General features: G+C 42.7%; 13 protein-coding genes, 1 pseudogene and 1 riboswitch. Of the genes and pseudogenes, 10 read left to right on the forward strand and 4 right to left on the reverse strand.

Annotated features, from left to right (window positions below; all coding sequences use genetic code 11):
- Positions 1–131 precede the first annotated feature (131 nt).
- From ACNURT_RS06860 to ACNURT_RS06870, 3 genes are all read left to right on the forward strand, one after another.
- Positions 132–566 carry a GNAT family N-acetyltransferase gene (locus ACNURT_RS06860; RefSeq protein WP_419701109.1) on the forward strand — a complete coding sequence of 145 codons (435 nt, stop codon included), beginning with the start codon at positions 132–134 and terminating at the stop codon, positions 564–566.
- A gap of 101 nt (positions 567–667) precedes the next feature.
- Positions 668–1,858 carry a phosphoglycerate kinase gene (locus ACNURT_RS06865; protein ID WP_419701110.1) on the forward strand — a complete coding sequence of 397 codons (1,191 nt, stop codon included), beginning with the start codon at positions 668–670 and terminating at the stop codon, positions 1,856–1,858.
- 91 nt (positions 1,859–1,949) lie between these two features.
- A complete protein-coding gene (locus ACNURT_RS06870) occupies positions 1,950–2,489 on the forward strand; it encodes a hypothetical protein (RefSeq protein ID WP_419701111.1) in 540 nt (179 codons plus the stop codon).
- A gap of 320 nt (positions 2,490–2,809) precedes the next feature.
- On the opposite strand, the gene ACNURT_RS06875 is transcribed toward ACNURT_RS06870, so the two are convergent.
- The 3 genes from ACNURT_RS06875 to ACNURT_RS06885 form a co-directional block, all read right to left on the reverse strand.
- A complete protein-coding gene (locus ACNURT_RS06875; RefSeq protein ID WP_419701112.1) occupies positions 2,810–4,123 on the reverse strand; it encodes an EndoS/ChiA family endoglycosidase in 1,314 nt (437 codons plus the stop codon).
- Positions 4,124–4,507: 384 nt separating this feature from the next.
- A complete protein-coding gene (locus ACNURT_RS06880; RefSeq protein ID WP_419701113.1) occupies positions 4,508–5,839 on the reverse strand; it encodes a glycoside hydrolase family 18 in 1,332 nt (443 codons plus the stop codon).
- A 119-nt stretch (positions 5,840–5,958) separates the two neighbouring features.
- Entirely contained in the window at positions 5,959–7,188 is a 1,230-nt protein-coding gene (locus tag ACNURT_RS06885) for an endo-beta-N-acetylglucosaminidase H (protein ID WP_419701114.1), read from the reverse strand.
- Between the two features lie 412 nt (positions 7,189–7,600).
- Positions 7,601–7,693: riboswitch (TPP riboswitch) on the forward strand.
- Between the two features lie 55 nt (positions 7,694–7,748).
- Here ACNURT_RS06885 and thiD point away from each other — a divergent pair.
- The 6 genes from thiD (at position 7,749) to ACNURT_RS06915 (ending at position 13,749) form a co-directional block, all read left to right on the forward strand.
- Positions 7,749–8,582, forward strand: coding sequence for a bifunctional hydroxymethylpyrimidine kinase/phosphomethylpyrimidine kinase (gene thiD, locus ACNURT_RS06890; RefSeq protein ID WP_419701115.1), 834 nt, complete (start codon positions 7,749–7,751; stop codon positions 8,580–8,582).
- A gap of 519 nt (positions 8,583–9,101) precedes the next feature.
- Positions 9,102–10,955 (forward strand): CocE/NonD family hydrolase, encoded by a 1,854-nt coding sequence (locus ACNURT_RS06895; protein WP_419701116.1) that lies wholly within the window; start codon positions 9,102–9,104, stop codon positions 10,953–10,955.
- 731 nt (positions 10,956–11,686) lie between these two features.
- Entirely contained in the window at positions 11,687–12,025 is a 339-nt protein-coding gene (locus ACNURT_RS06900; RefSeq protein ID WP_419701117.1) for a cupin domain-containing protein, read from the forward strand.
- Positions 12,026–12,156: 131 nt separating this feature from the next.
- Positions 12,157–12,612: a DUF2314 domain-containing protein gene (locus ACNURT_RS06905; protein ID WP_370993864.1), complete on the forward strand. Its 456-nt coding sequence runs from the start codon at positions 12,157–12,159 to the stop codon at positions 12,610–12,612.
- A 51-nt stretch (positions 12,613–12,663) separates the two neighbouring features.
- Entirely contained in the window at positions 12,664–13,086 is a 423-nt protein-coding gene (locus ACNURT_RS06910; protein WP_370993863.1) for a hypothetical protein, read from the forward strand.
- 384 nt (positions 13,087–13,470) lie between these two features.
- On the forward strand, positions 13,471–13,749 hold the full coding sequence (locus ACNURT_RS06915; RefSeq protein WP_419702115.1) for a DUF2182 domain-containing protein: 279 nt from the start codon (positions 13,471–13,473) through the stop codon (positions 13,747–13,749).
- Here ACNURT_RS06915 and ACNURT_RS06920 read toward each other — a convergent pair.
- Positions 13,684–14,400, reverse strand: a pseudogene (locus ACNURT_RS06920) (polysaccharide deacetylase family protein); the annotation flags it as partial. The gene ACNURT_RS06915 and the pseudogene ACNURT_RS06920 sit on opposite strands and share 66 nt — an antisense overlap.
- A 185-nt stretch (positions 14,401–14,585) precedes the next feature.
- On the opposite strand from ACNURT_RS06920, the gene ACNURT_RS06925 reads away from it, so the two are divergent.
- Positions 14,586–17,069, forward strand: a complete 2,484-nt coding sequence (locus tag ACNURT_RS06925) for a TonB-dependent siderophore receptor (protein WP_419701118.1) — start codon at positions 14,586–14,588, stop codon at positions 17,067–17,069.
- Positions 17,070–17,090: the final 21 nt, after the last annotated feature.

Consider the following 17,090-nt stretch of genomic DNA (forward strand, 5'->3'; position numbering starts at 1 on the left):
CTTTAAGAGCAAGGATTGGGAGCAAAGAACAAGGAGAATAATGACGAACGTGCAACGCATACTTATTTTTCGGTCCTTGTTCTAAAAATCCTTATTCCTTACTCCCCAAGTCCTGACTTTAATAAAAAATTATGATCAAATTTATAACCGTAGAAGAGCTATTGCCTATCCGTAATGAAGTGCTGCGTGAAGGTAAGCTCACTTTAGAAGAGTGTATTTTCCCGACGGATAAAATAGAAGGTGCATTTCATTTAGGCTATTTTCAGAATGATTGGCTGGCTTGCATAGCGTCGTTCCATCCACAAAATTATGAAGGTTTTGCGGGCAAGGCCTACCAGCTAAGGGGCATGGCCACTACCGAAAAATACAGGGGCAAGGGACTGGGCAATCAACTGGTTAATTTTGCCCTGGTTTATCTGCGCGGACAAAAGGCCAACTACGTTTGGTGCAACGCGCGCAAAAAGGCGGTTCCGTTTTATCACAATGCCGGTTTCGAGATCATTTCTCCGGAGTTTGAAGTGCCCGGAATTGGGCCGCATTATGTGATGTATGTTAAAATAGCATGAAGTTTGGGCCGTTTTCAAACACCTTTTTTACTTTTTCGTTAAGAATTAAGAATAAAATGCTGAATTTGCGCGCCTTACAGTAAATGACCTATATAATTAATATGAAAACAGTAGATCAAATAAGTTTTGCAGGCAAAAGAGCCCTGATCAGGGTTGATTTTAATGTGCCCCTGGATAAGGATTACAATATTACTGATGATAACCGGATGACGGCTGCTTTGCCAACTATAAAAAAGATTTTAAAAGATGGCGGTAAGGTTATCCTGATGTCGCACCTGGGCCGACCAAAAGATGGTCCAAATGAAAAAGATTCTCTAAAACACGTTGTTGCGCATTTATCTGATCTGCTGGGTCAGCAGGTACAATTTGCTGATGACTGCATTGGCGCCGATGCCCTTGAAAAATCACAAAAATTAGGAAAAGGCGAGGTGCTTTTATTAGAGAACCTACGTTTTTATAAAGAAGAGGAAAAAGGCGATGTGGCTTTTGCCGAAAAGCTTTCCAAATTAGGCGATATCTACGTGAACGATGCCTTTGGTACCGCTCACCGTGCACATGCTTCTACAGCGGTTATCGCGCAATTTTTCCCGGATGCCAAATATTTTGGCTACCTGATGGCTGCCGAATTGAACAATGCCGAAAAGATCCTGAACGGCGCTGCTAAGCCTTTCACCGCTATTATGGGTGGTTCCAAAGTTTCGGATAAAATTGAGCTGATCGAAAAACTGCTGGATAAAGTTGATAACCTGATCATCGGCGGTGGTATGGCTTATACCTTTGCTAAAGCAGATGGCGGTAATATCGGTACTTCACTGGTTGAGGCCGATAAACTTGACCTGGCCATCAGCCTGAAACAAAAAGCAAAAGATAAAGGCGTGAAACTTTATTTACCGGTTGATAACGTTATTGCCGATGCTTTTGCTAACGATGCCAAAACCGGCGTTGCCAAAACCGGCGAAATTCCCGACAACTGGATGGGCCTGGATATCGGTCCGGAAACCGTTGCTATATTCAGCAAAGTGGTTGAAGAATCAAAAACTATTTTATGGAATGGCCCAATGGGTGTTTTTGAAATGGAAACATTTTTAGTAGGTACCAAAGCTATTGCCGAAGCGGTAGTTAAAGCAACTGAAAACGGTGCTTTCTCCCTGATAGGTGGTGGCGATTCAGCAGCAGCTGTCGCTAAATTTAACCTGACCCAGGAGGTTAGTTATGTATCAACCGGCGGCGGTGCTTTGCTGGAATATATGGAAGGTAAAGAGTTACCGGGCGTAAAAGCGATTAACGAATAAATAAAATTTATTATTACGAATAAATAAAAAGTTCAGCTGGATAGGCTGAACTTTTTATTTTTATATCGCTTTTCAAAAATATACAACAAAAATGATTAAAACGCTGGCTTTAACTGAAGATGATTACCTGACTTACTATTTATATACGGCATCCAGGAGTAAAAAAATACAATCAAATCGCCGCAAATCGTGGTTGATAATTTCAATTTGTTTTTTGGTCTTAGGAATGCTTTTTATTAATAATAATAAGTTTTATGCCTATTACTTTTTTGCTTTCGGGATTATATGCTTCATTTTTTACCCTTCTTATCAGAGTTATGAATATAAAAAGCGTTACAAAAAGCATGTATCAGATAATTATCAATATAAGGTTGGTGTAGCGTGTGAAATTAACTTTCAACCAGACTTTATCGAAACCAAAGATGCAACTAGTGAAAGTAAATTTAGTACTAATGAAGTTGTAGAGATTAATGAAATATCCTCTCACTATTTTATAAAAACCCGGTCCGGATCATCAATAATTTTATCTAAAGCTGCTATTAATAGCCCATCTTTTATTACTGATCTTATCGCGATCTTTAATAACCCGAATATCGTAATCAATAAGCAACTGGAGTGGAGGTGGAAATAGATTTAATGTCCCCTCAAGGTCTCCTGCAAGTTTAAGTTAGTGAATTTGTGGGTTAACTTAAACCTGCAAGGGACCCTGAGGTTAGTCTTGCTGCAATTCAAAACGCAGTGTTCTCTCTGAGAGACCCTGCGGTGACATTAAGAATACTTACTTAAATAGAAAAAGCCTCCAGATATTATCGGGAGGCTTTTTGGGATAAATCACACAAAACGCGTCAGTGCGAGGTACGAAGCAAGAGCCTCACCCAACCCTCTCCAAAGGAGAGGGCTTTAAAGCATTTTTTTTGAAGTCTCCCCCTTATGGGGGAGATTTAGAGGGGGTTATTGAATTTTAACCGACGACACCACATCATTGGCACTTGGCGACAGCGCGCCAAACCAACTGTTATTGGCTGTCAACGTCCAGGATGTACCGCTAAAGTTATCGTTGGAATACATGATCACCGTCCAGCCGGAAGGGATTTGTGCCGAAGATGCCCAGTCGTTCACAAAGCCTTTGGCTTGTAATTGCGCTAAGGTGTAATTGCCCTTGGCTATTTTTTGAGCGGCTGTGCCGCCATAGCTGGAGTTTTGATAAAAAACTACGCCTGTTGCAGTGCCGCCACCACCGCCGGTTGGGTTCATGATCTTGATCAGATCCTTAGTTACCTTGTAATCCGGAATGCGGTTGGTATTGTCATGCATAGAAGTAAGCGGCGCGTCGCGGTCAATAGCATAGCCAAATACGCCGCCTTTTTTGCCTGTTGTTGGCTCCCACCCGGCATAATCATAAGTACGACCGGTTCCGTTTTCCGGGTAAGTAACATCATCCCAGTAATTGCTTGGATAACCGTTTTCTTCATAAAAAGAAAACCCGGGTACAAATTTATCCGAAGTAATGTAGGCGGAGAACGTGTTCCATGTACTCTGAAATCCGGACGTTCCTCTGCCATAAGCCTGCAGCCACACATAATCTATCATCGTATAAACATTTCTGAAAAGACTATTGGTGCCGGTTTGGTTGGTATCAAAAGTAAGCAGTTTGCCGGTTCCGGATTTTGGGCCCAGATAAGCCGAAAGCGCGGTATAAACCCCGGTCATATCGGTGAGTGTAGTGCCCGAAGGATTGCTTTCCACATCAATGTCAAATCCGTCAAAACCATATTTATTAACCAGGCTATCCATGATCAGTTTAGCGGTTGTCTGGTATCCCGCTGTGGTGTGCGGTACACCCGAAGGAATATCCAGATTGCCGGTAAGTATCACCCTGGTGCCTTTGGTATGTAATGCTGGTATAACAGTATTTTTCATTTGTGTTTTTTCGGTGGCAGACGAACCATTGCTAAATCCGAAAGCAATGGCAATGTCCAGACTATCAGGTAAATTGGCCATTCCCGAAATATCGGTACCGCCGCCGGTTGGCGAGCCATATGACCTGTAAAAGCCCGCGGTAATTTCGTGCTTTGTTTTTTTGTAGGCAACCAAAGCGCTGTCTGAAGCTGCCGACAGGGTGGTCAGGCTGTTTTTAGACGCGCCTGCTGTTTGTAGTTTTGAAGCCGCGCTTCCGTTATCCTTTTTACAGGCTTGCATAGCGAATAAAGCTGAAAGACCGATCAACAAGATGCCGGCTTTAAAAGAGAAGATGTTTTTTTTCATAATGAGGGCTTTTTAATGGTTTATAATTTATGGATTTGGTTTTTTAAAAAAATGGCAATAGGTTACCCAGGAACCCTCCCAAAAGAGTAATAACCCATGAAAAGACATAAGGCGAAAATTTGGCACCTATAGACTCACCCCGACATCGCTGCGCTCGTCACCCCTCTCTCCGCTGCGCGCATAGAGGGGTTTACCCTCTTTGCGGCAAAGCCGTAGAGAGGGTGGTCCAGCGCAGCGTAGACCGGGTGAGTCGGCTCTGCGGCTTGTTTTTAACCTTGTAGGTTTCAACGCTGCCTTTTCATGGGCTATTACTCCCAAAAGAGGGTTTTGAAGCAGATTAACTGATCATACCCGGCATAAGAAACCGGGTATGGGTTTTACTATTTACTGAATTTTAACAGAGGTTATTTTATCATTGGCATTTGGCGATAAGGTGGTAAAATCGGGCGTGTTGGCCGTGCGTGTCCATGAGGTACCGCCAAAATTATCGTTGGTATACATGATCACCGTCCAGCCCGATGGTACTTTTACCGACGATGCCCAGTTATCTACAAAGCCTTTGGCCTGTAATTGTGTCAGGGTATAAGTGCCTTTAGGGATAAGACTGGTAGCTGTACCGCCGTAGTTGGTATTCTGATAAAAAGTGACACCGGTTGTAGTACCTCCACCGCCGGTACCATTCATCAGTTGGATAGCGTTCCTTGAAACGATGAACGGAGGAGTGTGGTTATAATCGCGACTCATACGATATGCTCCAACACCGGCAACCTTGTTGGTTTTGGCCCAATTAGTGGCATAACTGTACATATCTGATGTTGCTTTAGCATCGCCGCCTGATTGGTCTTCAGTACCATCAGCATGTTTAAAGCTATCGCCGTTAACCAGTAAAATAGTTTTATCCGATCCATAAGTAGAAGCTACAGAGGATAGTGGGAAGGAACTGCTGCTCCAGAAATGGCTTCCGGTAGTATAGGACTGGAATAATATATAGTCATAATTGCTTTTGGTGCCGGTTAAACTATTATTATCCAGGGAGCCGTCGGTATCATAAAAAAACACGGGTTTTTTGCCCATACTTAGTGTAACTGCCGACGTAGAGTTCGGTCCGAACCATTTGGCTACCGATTTTAATAAATTGGGATAACTGCTGCTGGTTACATTTTTATTGTCGATGGTACCTGATTCAATATCCAGATCTATACCATCCAAAGAATCGGCTACAATATGCTGGTTATACATCGCCTGCGACCAATGGTCATAAGTGCTTGTTGAAGTGGCAACGGTAGCGGTTGAAGTTGGTGTAGCCGGATCCTTGGATGAACCATCAAAATAGGCATCACCCAAAAAATGACATACCACGATCCGGGTTCCCTTGGCCTGGGCTGCACGCCAGTGTGACCTTGTGGCATCATTGCCGGCAAAAAACTCCAGGAAATCGGTACTGTCCGGTGCATTGGCCGGGTTGAAACTGGCAGCAGGATCGGCGCCATCGCCAACCAAAAAGCCTACAAATATTTTATGTACGCTGTTTTTGTAAGCGATCAGGTCGGCATTGGAAGTTGTCGACAGGGTGGTTAATCCGTTTTTAGATGCACCTTCCGCTTGTAATTTTTCAGCGGCGTTTCCATTATCCTTTTTGCAGGATTGCGTAGCGGCAAGGGTAAACAGGCAGAGTATAGGCAATCCTACGCTCATTAAAAAAGTATTTTTTTTCATAATAGGTTTTTTTTATAGAGTCAAGAATTAAGAGTCAAGAATCAGGAAGGGAGCGCAATTGATCGATGATCATTTTTTTACTCTTGATTCTTGACTCTTAACTCTTGATTCCTTTTTAATTATTGAATTTTAACAGAACTTACCACATCGTTCGCGTTGGGCGAAAGGGTGGTGAAATTGGTGGTGTTGGAGGTTAGCGTCCAGGAAGTACCGGCAAAATTATCGTTGCTGTACATAGTCACCGTCCATCCCGTAGGAATTTTTACCGACGATGCCCAGTCGTTCACAAAACCCAGGGCCTGCAACTGCGATAAGGTGTAGTTACCTTTGGCTATGGTGCTGGTAGCAGTGCCGGTATAATTGATATCCTGGTAAAAAGTAACACCCGTAGCTGGCGTAGTACCGCTGCCGTAAACCGTTGCTTTACCATATAAGGCGTTGGAAACACTGCTCAGGTAAGTGTGTACATCGGTATTTGGTAAATTGTAATACAGATAGATGCCATAACTGTTATTAACGGTCTGTGTAGCTAAGGACGCGGCGGTTGATGCGCTGGTACTTTGGATATCGATAGCAGCAGGCCCAAGGTTGCTGGCTGCTAATCCAGGTACATTTGGTACAGAATAGCTGCCGTAAATGGCATTCCAGCTATAATCAACTTTTGAGCCTACGGTTACCCCGTTAAAGCTCAAGCGGGAAGCTGCCGGGCCATAAAAATAAAAGGAAATGATCTTGGTAGGCATCAGCTGGCGCAAGGCGGTTACCAGATACACAAATGAGCTTGAATTTGGCTGACCGGTTCCGTTGGTGCCATAATCAGCATATTCATCGTCAAAGTCAATGCCGTCAAGTCCATAAGTGGTTACGGCATTGGCCAATAACTGCGCAAAATCCTGGGCGGCCTGCTGGCTCGGAAAATTAGTTATACCCGCACCCTGATGATTACCCAGTATAGAGAGTAGCACCTTGATCCCTTTGGCCTGTAATGGCTGGATCTTGGTGGCCGCGTTATTTAATACAGTGGTTACCTGCGGATTAAAAAACAGTTCGGCTTTTTGGGTAGTGGTATTGTAATTGATATTAGCCGCGAATATAATGCCGATATCAAAAAGCTGCTCCCCGGTTGAAAGCTTATAATTACCAACGTTAAGGATATCGTTATTATTCACTTCCACATAACAAACGCCTTTGGGGCCGCTAACGCCAATGGCGCTGGTACTTAATTTTGATGAAGCGTTATTGGCTTGGGGTGTGGGTGACAGATCTTTTTTACAGGCTGCTGTAAACAGCAGCGAAAAGCCTAATAAAGCAATAGATGCTTTGGTAATTGAATTGGACGTTTTTCTCATTGTCGGTTTTTAAATTGGTTTATAAATTTTTGATAGGTTGTAAGCTCAAAGGCAGTGTTTTATCCATAGGCATCTGATGTTTTTTTATAGGTATCGGCAAAAAGATTAATGAGCATAAATTAATAGGGGAGGGGTAAGTATTAAACGATTTAGTAGCATAGTATGCATAGTTATATAACCTGTAAATATTATATAATTTACAAGTTTTAATAATGTATGTGCATATATTATAGGTTTTATATGCGCGGTGATTTAATTGGTTTACAGTGATATAGACAAGTAATAATCAGGGATTGCCTACAAGGATTTAAAATTTTTATTCTACAAGTTAATATTTTTATTTTGATATATTTTCTATAATATACCTGGTAATGATATATCCACATAAATGAACAAGAAAAAGCTACATTTGCCATGGCTTTAGGGGTATTCTGTACAGAATTGAGATAAACCCTTTGAACCTGACCCGGCTGATACCGGCGTAGGGAAAAGTCGGGACATACCTGTCTGTAGCGCTCAGTCCTGCGCCCCGAAGCCATGTTTTTATGAAATTGTAAACCATGAATAAAAAAACCTTTAGCTATCCATCCGTTTTGACGATTGCGGGCTTCGATGGCAGCGGTGGGGCCGGTATACAAGGCGATATTAAAACCATCTCGGCGCTGGGATGCTACGCCACTTCGGTGCTCACCGCGCTCCCGGTGCAAAATACTTGTGGGGTGAGGTCCATTCACGCGATCCCGGTCGAAGTGGTAGGAGCGCAACTACAGGCTATATTGGATGATATTTTTCCGGATGCCATTAAAATAGGTATGATACATACAACTGATGTGCTTGAAGCCATTGTAAATACCCTGCTGCAGTACCCGGAGGTTCCGGTGGTATTTGATCCGGTGATGGTATCAACCAGCGGTCATCAACTTCTGGAGGATAGTACAGTGGAGGCAATCGTTAAAAAAATGTTTCCGCTGGCCGCGGTTATTACCCCCAACCTGGATGAAACCACTGTTTTAACCGGGATGCCTGTACATACCCTTGATGATATGCGGATTGCCGGTAAAAAACTCATGGGGATGGGAGCACGCTCAGTATTATTAAAAGGCGGTCACCTGGATGCTACGCAATTAACCTCCTTATATTTTACAAACGACGGTAAAGTGCAAGAATACAGCTTTGAAAAAATAGACACCCAAAATACCCGGGGCACCGGATGTGCCCTGTCATCGGCTATGGCCTGTTACATAGCCCAGAAGAAATCATTAGCCGATGCAGTAGTACTGGCGCAGGAGTACGTACACCAGGCCATACTTGCTGGAAAGGATGCGCGAACGGGCAAAGGAAATGGCCCTTTAAATCATTTCTTTAATCCGCAAAAACTCTTCATAAACCCGTAGGAAAGTTAATAGCTATGAAAAGTTATAAATCGGGCATTGAAGAATAATAACATAGTGCATAGTCTACTCACCCAGTCTACCCTTCGCTGGACCACCCTCTCTGTGGCTTTGCCGTAAAGAGGGTAAAGAAAAAAAGAAAGCAACCCTCTCTATGCGCGCAGCGGAGAGAGGGGTGACAAGCGCAGCGATGTCGGGGTAGTCGATACCGCGCGTTCGATTCTTATCATTTGCGTAACCCTGGCTATCACCTGTAGAAAAAGGCAAATAAAGCCCCATTTAAACCTCAAAACCTCAATGGATTTTACGCTTGCCATATCGCGTAAAATCGCGATAGAGGAATCTGTTAAACCTCTCAGTATTATTCCCCCAGGTCCTTAGCTATGCTAAGGGTTTTTTGGTTTATAGGGTTCGCTGTAATTCTTTTAAACTCAAAACTCCCTACTCAAAACTTACGACTTAACACACCAGTTGCCTCTTTTATTTTATTCAGGTACATTTAGGGCTTGATTAACTAACTAAATGAAAAAAACTTTATTTATCTGTTTGTGGCTGGTCGTAACAGCTATCAGCGTTTACGCGCAAACCTCACCGCCTGATGCTGAATACATTAAGGCCAATTATCAAAAATACGAATACCAGATACCTATGCGCGATGGTAAAAAGCTGTTTACTTCGGTATACGTACCCAAAGACCAATCCAAAAAATATCCCATCATGATGGATCGCACGCCATACAGCGTTGCGCCCTATGGAACTGACTTGTATAAAGGCAGCCTGGGCCCATCGTCGGTATTTGCGCATGATGGATTTATTTTTGTTTACCAGGATGTTCGTGGTCGTTGGATGAGCGAAGGTATTTATGAGGAAATGACCCCTGAAAAAGAAGTGCACAAGACCAAGAATGATGTTGATGAAGGCACCGATACATATGATACCATTAACTGGCTGCTTAAAAAAATACCCAACAATAATGGTAAAGTAGGCGTGTGGGGAATATCATATCCCGGTTTTTACACCACTACTGCATTGCTGAGCCGTCACCCGGCCCTGGTAGCTGCATCGCCGCAGGCCCCTATTGCCGATCTGTACCGCGATGACGCTTTTCATAACGGCGCCTTTATGCTGGTGGCCAATTTTGGTTTCTATTCATTTTTTACCAACCGCCAGGATGATAAACCCACCCAGCGCAGGGCTCCCGGGCTTAATGTGGGAACTGAGGACGGCTATGATTTTTTCCTGAAAATGGGTTCGGTAAAAAACACCAACGATAAATTTTATAAAGATACCATCCGCCTGTGGAACGAGATGCTGGATCATCCCAACTATGACCAGCACTGGAAAGACCGCAACGTATTGACCCACCTGCACAATATTAAAACCGCTGTACTGGTTACCGGTGGCTGGTACGATGCCGAGGATCTGTACGGCGCCATCAATACCTATAAAACGCTGGTAAAGGAAAATCCTAAAACACCGGTTTACTTTGCTATGGGCCCCTGGGTGCATGGCGGCTGGTCCCGGGGTGATGGCGACCATTTAGGCGATGTTGACTTTGGCGCGCCGACCGGTCCTTTTTATCGAGAAAAGATAGAGTTCGCCTTTTTTAGTCATTACCTCAAAGGGACCGACCTGAACCTCGCGCCGGTATCTGTATTTGAAACCGGCACCAATCAATGGAAAAACTACAACACCTGGCCGGCAAAAGAGGCTGCCGAAAAGAACTTATATCTGCTGCCGGGAGGTAAACTGTCCTTCGATTCAGTACCGGAAGGCGGTTTTGACGAGTTTGTATCCGACCCTAACAAACCGGTGCCTTTTACCAATGATATTACCATGGATATGAAACGGGAATATATGACCGGCGATCAGCGTTTTGCCGCGCGGAGACCGGATGTACTGACTTATCAAACCGATGTGCTGGATAAAGACATCACCATTGCCGGTAATATATGGGCCAATTTAAAGGTGTCAACTACAGGTACCGATGCCGATTGGGTGGTTAAGGTTATTGATGTATATCCCGATTCGGCCAAAAACAATAAGTGGACAGGTAAAGAGGTTTACTTATCTGGCTATCAGCAAATGGTACGGAGCGAGGCTATGCGAGGCAAGTTCCGCAATGGCTTTGATAAACCTGAGCCATTTGTACCCGGACAGGTTAGCCCCGTGAACTTTGAACTACAGGATATACTGCATACGTTTAAAAAAGGTCACCGTTTAATGGTGCAGGTACAAAGCACCTGGTTCCCGCTTACCGACAGGAACACCCAACAATTTCAGGATATTATGAAAGCAAAAGATACCGACTTTAAAAAAGCGACCAACAGGGTTTATACCGGCAGCAGTTTTTTAAAGGTAAGGGTAATAGAATAGGGTTTGAATGTTGAACACCGGATGCTGAATGTTGAACATCGAAATGTTCTATCATTCGGCACCTGGTATAGTGAGGAAATAAAAGCAAGGAATAGTGCGATTCCTTCCATAGGAAGGGATTACGTCCTTAAGTTGAGGATGTTTGTAAACCCCATAGGTCAATGTCATTAAGTTAAGGAATTTTGCAAACCCCAAAGGGGTTAAAGCTTTGTAGAAAAAAGGCAATCCAATTCAGTGCCGTAGGTACTGCACTCAGGTTGTATACTAATAAGTGTTCGAAATACTAAAAATAACGAATTGATTGTTTTTTAGGCTAAAGCCAATGGCTGATCATTTAAAATCCGTTGATTAAAACCAACGGCAATGAAAGATAAATTAATATGTCCTCTATTCATTGCCGTCCCATTTATGGGACGGATAATGGAAACAGTTCCTGGCTTTAGCGAAACAACAATCTTTCGAACGCTTATATAGTTGCATATCTACGGCATGCTTTATAGTTGCCTTTTTCTTTTTCTACAAAGCTTTTACTCCTCGGAGTATCTTTCTCCTGTGATCGTTGTATCACCATAGCACTCAAAACTATGTATGGATGAAAACGATAAGCCGCTTTCTTAAACTATTTTGCTCCCTGGATTGTTTTTCCTGTACTCCTGATGAGCTATGGCCAACACAGCCAGGAGAAAAATATGTCCACAACCCCTGAAGTATGATACAACAACCAAGCTATTATGAAACCTTTACAACCAACAGTTATCGATACCAAAGTGATCTCGGCAGAGCACCCGGAGGATTATTTCAATACTATCCTGAGCAGTGTGAATGATCATATCGTGCGGATCGGGATCATGACCGAACCTTATTTCTGGCATCTGCACCCCAACTCCGACGAAACCTTCCTGATACTGGAAGGCACGCTGTTGATCGACCTGGAGACCGGCACTATCGAACTGCAACCCGGGCAATTGTTAACCGTGCCCAAAAATATGCGTCACCGCACCCGCCCCGGCGGCGAAAGATCAGTAAACCTCACCATCGAGCATAAGCAAACAGAAACCATAATGGGATAGGGATACATGGACGATCAAATGAATTTGTATAACCCGCATAAAAAATAACAGTTGTGGTATAATGCAGGATTTGTACTAAACTATAGATTTGGGGTTAAAACCTGGAGATCCGAACTTTATCAGTGAATTGCATGAAAAATCTACTGTTTATTTTGTCGCTGTTTGTTATAACCGGTGCCTATGGTCAGCAAACCAAGGTTGAAAATAATGTGTTGTATAAATCCGTACCGTTACCAAAAGATGATGCCCGGTTTCTGGCTTTAAAACGTACTGCTCAAAAATATTTGCCCCAGTTTATAGATAGCCTGCAAAAGCACGGAAGCGACAAAGAGGGATACCGGTTTGTAGTAAAATCCGACTTTGTAGAAGGCAATAACCATGAGCATATGTGGTCTGAAGTAGTTGGTTATAGCAATGGCGTTTTTAAGGCGATATTTATTGATTCGCCTTTTACACTTAAAAGTATTAAGCTTGGTGATAAGATCAGCATTAATCAAACCGATGTGGAAGATTGGGCTGTTCATAATTTGCGAACCAAAAAAATAACGGGTGAGTTTTCAGAGAAATATCTGAACAGCAAGCAGTAGCGTTTGTAGCATTTATAACTTTTCTGTCGTAATGAGTATAAAACCCTGATTATGATAAAGAAAGTATCTTTCCTGCTATTAGTTATTGCAGGCTTTACAGCCTGCAAAGGAAACAAACAAAAAAATGGCTGCGGTGTACAAACCTGTACCCTGGAATACGCTTACCTGGGAATTGTTATTACTGATAAACAAAATACCTACCCGGCTATCACCAATTTTTCGGCTATTAACCTGCGTACCAATAAGCCATTGTCGCCGGTAAAGTATCCTCCTAATATCGATTTTGTGGCAGGCTTTAAATTGTTAGCCACAGACGATAATATCAAGGATTTTTCGACTGAAGGAGATGATATAAAAATAATGGCTACTAATGCCGCTACTCATCAAACGCTGAGTGCAATTATCACCATAGCCGGAGGCTGCAATTGCCACATAAAAAAGGTATCAGGACCGGAAAAGATAGTGTTTGACTGATCAAACTCCTGCCAAGGTTACCGGTGAGGTATTTGGATAGGCCTGGTACAATACATAAGAACCATTGCTATCTGTAGCTACTTTAAGCGATTGTTTTTTAGTGCCTTGTACAGCGTTTACAGTTTTCCAACCAGCGGGTACATAAGTTTTAAGTGTAAGCGGGATATTATAAAAAACTTTGCTGAGCGGGTGGCTGATACTGACGGTTACCTTATTGCCTTTTAAACTGCTTTGTACTTTGGCACTTTGCCTTTCGCGCATGTACTTGGTTGCATCGCCAAAAGTGGCTACCCAAAGTTTATCCTGGTGATTTTTAATATAGGTAAAATATTCGTCAAGCTCCTGATGGGGCAGGGCTTCCCAGCCTATACCGTCAACGCCGTGATGGGTGAGTACCAGCCAGGTATCTTTCCTGTTCATGGTGGTATCTACCCAGGCCTTCATCATGGGCAATGGTGTTTTGGTTGTTGCACCGCGCTGGTATTGTACATATTCCTTATTGGTATTGCCGGGAGTATCCTTATTACCACGGCTTATTTCTTTGAGCCAGGGTTCGGGCATACGGTTGCGAAGGGCAGGATAAACCTTGGCCAGGTAAGCTACGGCGCGTTCATTCTCGGTGCCAAACGGCCCTTCGGCACTAAAGGTGTACGCGAGGCCTAAATGATTTAAAACATCCAGCCGGCTTTTTTCGGCTTCGTACATTAAATTGGTTTCATCAAGGGCGGCCAGGCGGGGGTGGGTTACCATATGGCTGGCAAATTCGTGGCCTTGCGCCGCATAAGCTTTAATTTGTGCCCAGGTAGTGCCATGCGCATCTTTGTATTCGTCGTTGTGCTGTACGCCAGGTTTAAATTCGCCGTTACGCACTTTGGCATAGCATTCATCAATAGCTTTATAGGCGGCTTCGGTTTTACCGGCATCTACCAATGATCCGGCTTTATAATGATAATCAAGCGGACCCACCAGCCCCAGATAGCCTGCTGCCGAGGCCCGCTCAAAAAAATTATCCTTATTGGTTGGTATGGTAGCCGTTTCCTTGATAATATCTTTTACCGGGCGGCCAATGAATTTACCATGATATTGCGAACCAGGTATTTGCCCGGTGATGATAAAAAACGTGGCGGGTAACTGCAGCCTGTTGAGTATAGGTAATGCGACTTTAAACTGGTTAATGGAGCCATCATCCCAGGTAATGGATACCGCACCATTACGGCCATATTGCCACTTAGTTATTTGAGTTTTACCCGGCTGGGCCTTTACTAATGTACCTGAAAGCAAGATGGCAATAACCGGCAAAAACAGTTTTTTCATTATAAAAGGTTTATGTAGCTAATATAACATACTTATACAATGATGCTTTGTAATAATGCTTTTGTAACAAAATAGTTAATGATGCGACGATCATCTTCTTATTAATTTAAACTAATTCTAAATAATGTTTGCAAATTAGGATTGCGTTGTTATTTTTGCGCTTAATTAGACTTAATCTAAATTAAATGGCAAAACACTTACACAATACCCTGCAAAAAGTTTCTATTCTTCTATTAGTTTTATTGGTAACTGTTTTAACAGCAAAAGCTGACGATGAGGGCATTAACGGGAAGATATCCGGATTTGTAAAAACAAGCGATGGGTTACCGGCAGCATTTGTTAATGTGGCTATTAAAGGTTTAAACAAAAGCGTTATGACAGTTGGAGATGGCTCATTTGTTTTTAACAATATAAAACCGGGTACTTATTTATTAATAACCTCATATGTAGGCGCTAAAAGTGAAGAGAAAACAGTAGAGGTGGTTGCCAGGCAAACTACTACTGTTAATTTTATACTGAGTGAAAGTTCGGCACAGCTTGATGAGGTTGTGGTATCTTCAACAAAAACCATCAACAGTAAAAAGCTGAGCGTGGGTAAAATGAATGTATCACCTATGGACCTGCCGCAAAGTGTTACTGTTATAGGGCGCGATGTGCTCGATCAGCAACAATCATTACGGTTAAGCGACGTTACAAAAAACATCAATGGTGTTTATTTATACAGCGCCCGTGGCAATACCCAGGAAACCTTTGGAGCGCGTGGATACAATTTTTCAAGCACCAATATGTTTAAAAACGGCTTTCGTATCAATTCAGGTGTAATGCCCGAGATCAGCTCTCTTGAACGGGTAGAGGTTCTAAAAGGAAGCGCTGCTTTACTTTATGGTAACGTTGCGCCGGGTGGTATCTTAAATCTGGTTACCAAAAAACCAAAGTTTGAACAGGGAGGCCAGGTATCCATGACCTATGGCAGCTATGACCTGTATAAGCCAGCGTTTGATGTTTATGGCCCAATATCATCTAAATTGGCATATCGTGTAAACGGAACCTATGAAAACGCTAAAAGCTTTCGCGATAACGTAAAATCAGAACGGGAATACATCAACCCTTCGTTTCTGTATAAGATCAGCGATAAAACCAACATCATTGTTGAAGGCGATTACCTGAATTATGATTTTACACCTGATTTCGGAACCGGGCAAATTAATAATGTAATTGCCAAAGTACCACGTAACCGTTATCTGGGCGCATTGTGGTCAACCGGCAACACCAAGCAAACAACAGCCACGGCTACTATTAATCATCAGATCAATAGTTTATGGCAGCTGAGCGGTGGATTCTCTTACCAACATTTTGATCGTCAGTATCAAACCACAGAACGTGTACTGCCTGATACGCTTACCGGCGACTGGGCGCGTACCTTAAATCGTGCTAAAACACTGGAAGATTATTATACCGCCCAGTTTAATATAACCGGCCAGTTCAATACAGGCGCTATCAAACATAATATTTTAGTAGGGGTTGACGCCGACTGGTACAGAAATACCAACTATACCTATGTGGCCAGTGTAAATAAGGTATCAAGTTATCTCGATCAGAATAATGTACTTCAAAACGCGGTTTATGATAAGATCAACATTCTTGATCCTTCCAAATACACCCAGCGTACAGATAAGCCAACCATGAACCCTTTTTATAATGTTTTAACCCTTACAAACCGTTTTGGCGCTTATTTTAATGATTTGATCAGCTTGTCAGAAAAAGTAAAGGTATTGGCAGGTTTACGTTGGTCATATCAATATATATCGCCTACAACGGTTAGCACTTATTATAACACAAGCCCAGCTTTAGCACAACCCGCAGCCGGTAAAGAGGATAAAGCATTTTCGCCAAGGGTTGGCATAGTTTATAAACCATTAACCAATACTGCTTTATTTGCCAGCTATTCCAATTCGTTTGTTGTAAATACCGGTACAGATGTTAACAACAACCCGCTTGATCCTTCGCTGCTTGATCAATATGAATTCGGTGTTAAAAACGATTTCCTGAACGGTAACCTATCGGTAAATGTAACGGCTTACCGGATACTGAATAATAACCTGGCGCAAACGGCAGTTTTTCAGGCTGATGGCGTTACACCTAATACCAATACCAATATCAAAACATTAACAGGGCAAACCAAAAGTGATGGGGTTGAACTGGATATTGCGGGCCATCCGATAAAGGGGCTTGATATATTAGCAGGTTATAGCTACACCAATGCCAGGTATACCAAAACACCAACAGCGGTAGGCAGCAATATAGCCGGTCAACCACTGGTGAATGTACCTAAGCATACCGCAAATACCAGCTTATTCTATACTTTTTATAATGGCGATCTGAAAGGCTTTAAAGTGGGTGCTTCTGTTTATTACCTGGGCGATCGAACTGCCGGTAATGCCAATACAGTTGGACAAACACCAACCTCAACACAACCCAGATCAAGACTGGTCAATGTTTCCGGATTTACTACGGTTGATGCCTCAGTTGGATACACGTATAAAAAATTATCCATCATTGGTAAAATATCAAACATAGGTAATGTGCTTAATTACAATGTACATGAAAACTATAGCATAAATCCTATACCACCGCGACAGTTTTTAACCACATTGGCTTATAAGTTTTAAAATTTTTAAACCACAATAAAA

Source organism: Mucilaginibacter sp. NFX135, assembly GCF_048565145.1.
Classification (GTDB): domain Bacteria; phylum Bacteroidota; class Bacteroidia; order Sphingobacteriales; family Sphingobacteriaceae; genus Mucilaginibacter.

What these genes read in the sequence shown, in the direction of transcription:
- ACNURT_RS06860 (WP_419701109.1), top strand. Translation starts at nt 132, where the DNA reads ATGATCAAATTTATAACCGTAGAAGAGCTATTGCCTATCCGTAATGAA.
- ACNURT_RS06865 (WP_419701110.1), top strand. Translation starts at nt 668, where the DNA reads ATGAAAACAGTAGATCAAATAAGTTTTGCAGGCAAAAGAGCCCTGATC.
- ACNURT_RS06870 (WP_419701111.1), top strand. Translation starts at nt 1,950, where the DNA reads ATGATTAAAACGCTGGCTTTAACTGAAGATGATTACCTGACTTACTAT.
- ACNURT_RS06875 (WP_419701112.1), bottom strand. Translation starts at nt 4,123, where the DNA reads ATGAAAAAAAACATCTTCTCTTTTAAAGCCGGCATCTTGTTGATCGGT.
- ACNURT_RS06880 (WP_419701113.1), bottom strand. Translation starts at nt 5,839, where the DNA reads ATGAAAAAAAATACTTTTTTAATGAGCGTAGGATTGCCTATACTCTGC.
- ACNURT_RS06885 (WP_419701114.1), bottom strand. Translation starts at nt 7,188, where the DNA reads ATGAGAAAAACGTCCAATTCAATTACCAAAGCATCTATTGCTTTATTA.
- thiD (WP_419701115.1), top strand. Translation starts at nt 7,749, where the DNA reads ATGAATAAAAAAACCTTTAGCTATCCATCCGTTTTGACGATTGCGGGC.
- ACNURT_RS06895 (WP_419701116.1), top strand. Translation starts at nt 9,102, where the DNA reads ATGAAAAAAACTTTATTTATCTGTTTGTGGCTGGTCGTAACAGCTATC.
- ACNURT_RS06900 (WP_419701117.1), top strand. Translation starts at nt 11,687, where the DNA reads ATGAAACCTTTACAACCAACAGTTATCGATACCAAAGTGATCTCGGCA.
- ACNURT_RS06905 (WP_370993864.1), top strand. Translation starts at nt 12,157, where the DNA reads ATGAAAAATCTACTGTTTATTTTGTCGCTGTTTGTTATAACCGGTGCC.
- ACNURT_RS06910 (WP_370993863.1), top strand. Translation starts at nt 12,664, where the DNA reads ATGATAAAGAAAGTATCTTTCCTGCTATTAGTTATTGCAGGCTTTACA.
- ACNURT_RS06915 (WP_419702115.1), top strand. Translation starts at nt 13,471, where the DNA reads ATGGGTGAGTACCAGCCAGGTATCTTTCCTGTTCATGGTGGTATCTAC.
- ACNURT_RS06925 (WP_419701118.1), top strand. Translation starts at nt 14,586, where the DNA reads ATGGCAAAACACTTACACAATACCCTGCAAAAAGTTTCTATTCTTCTA.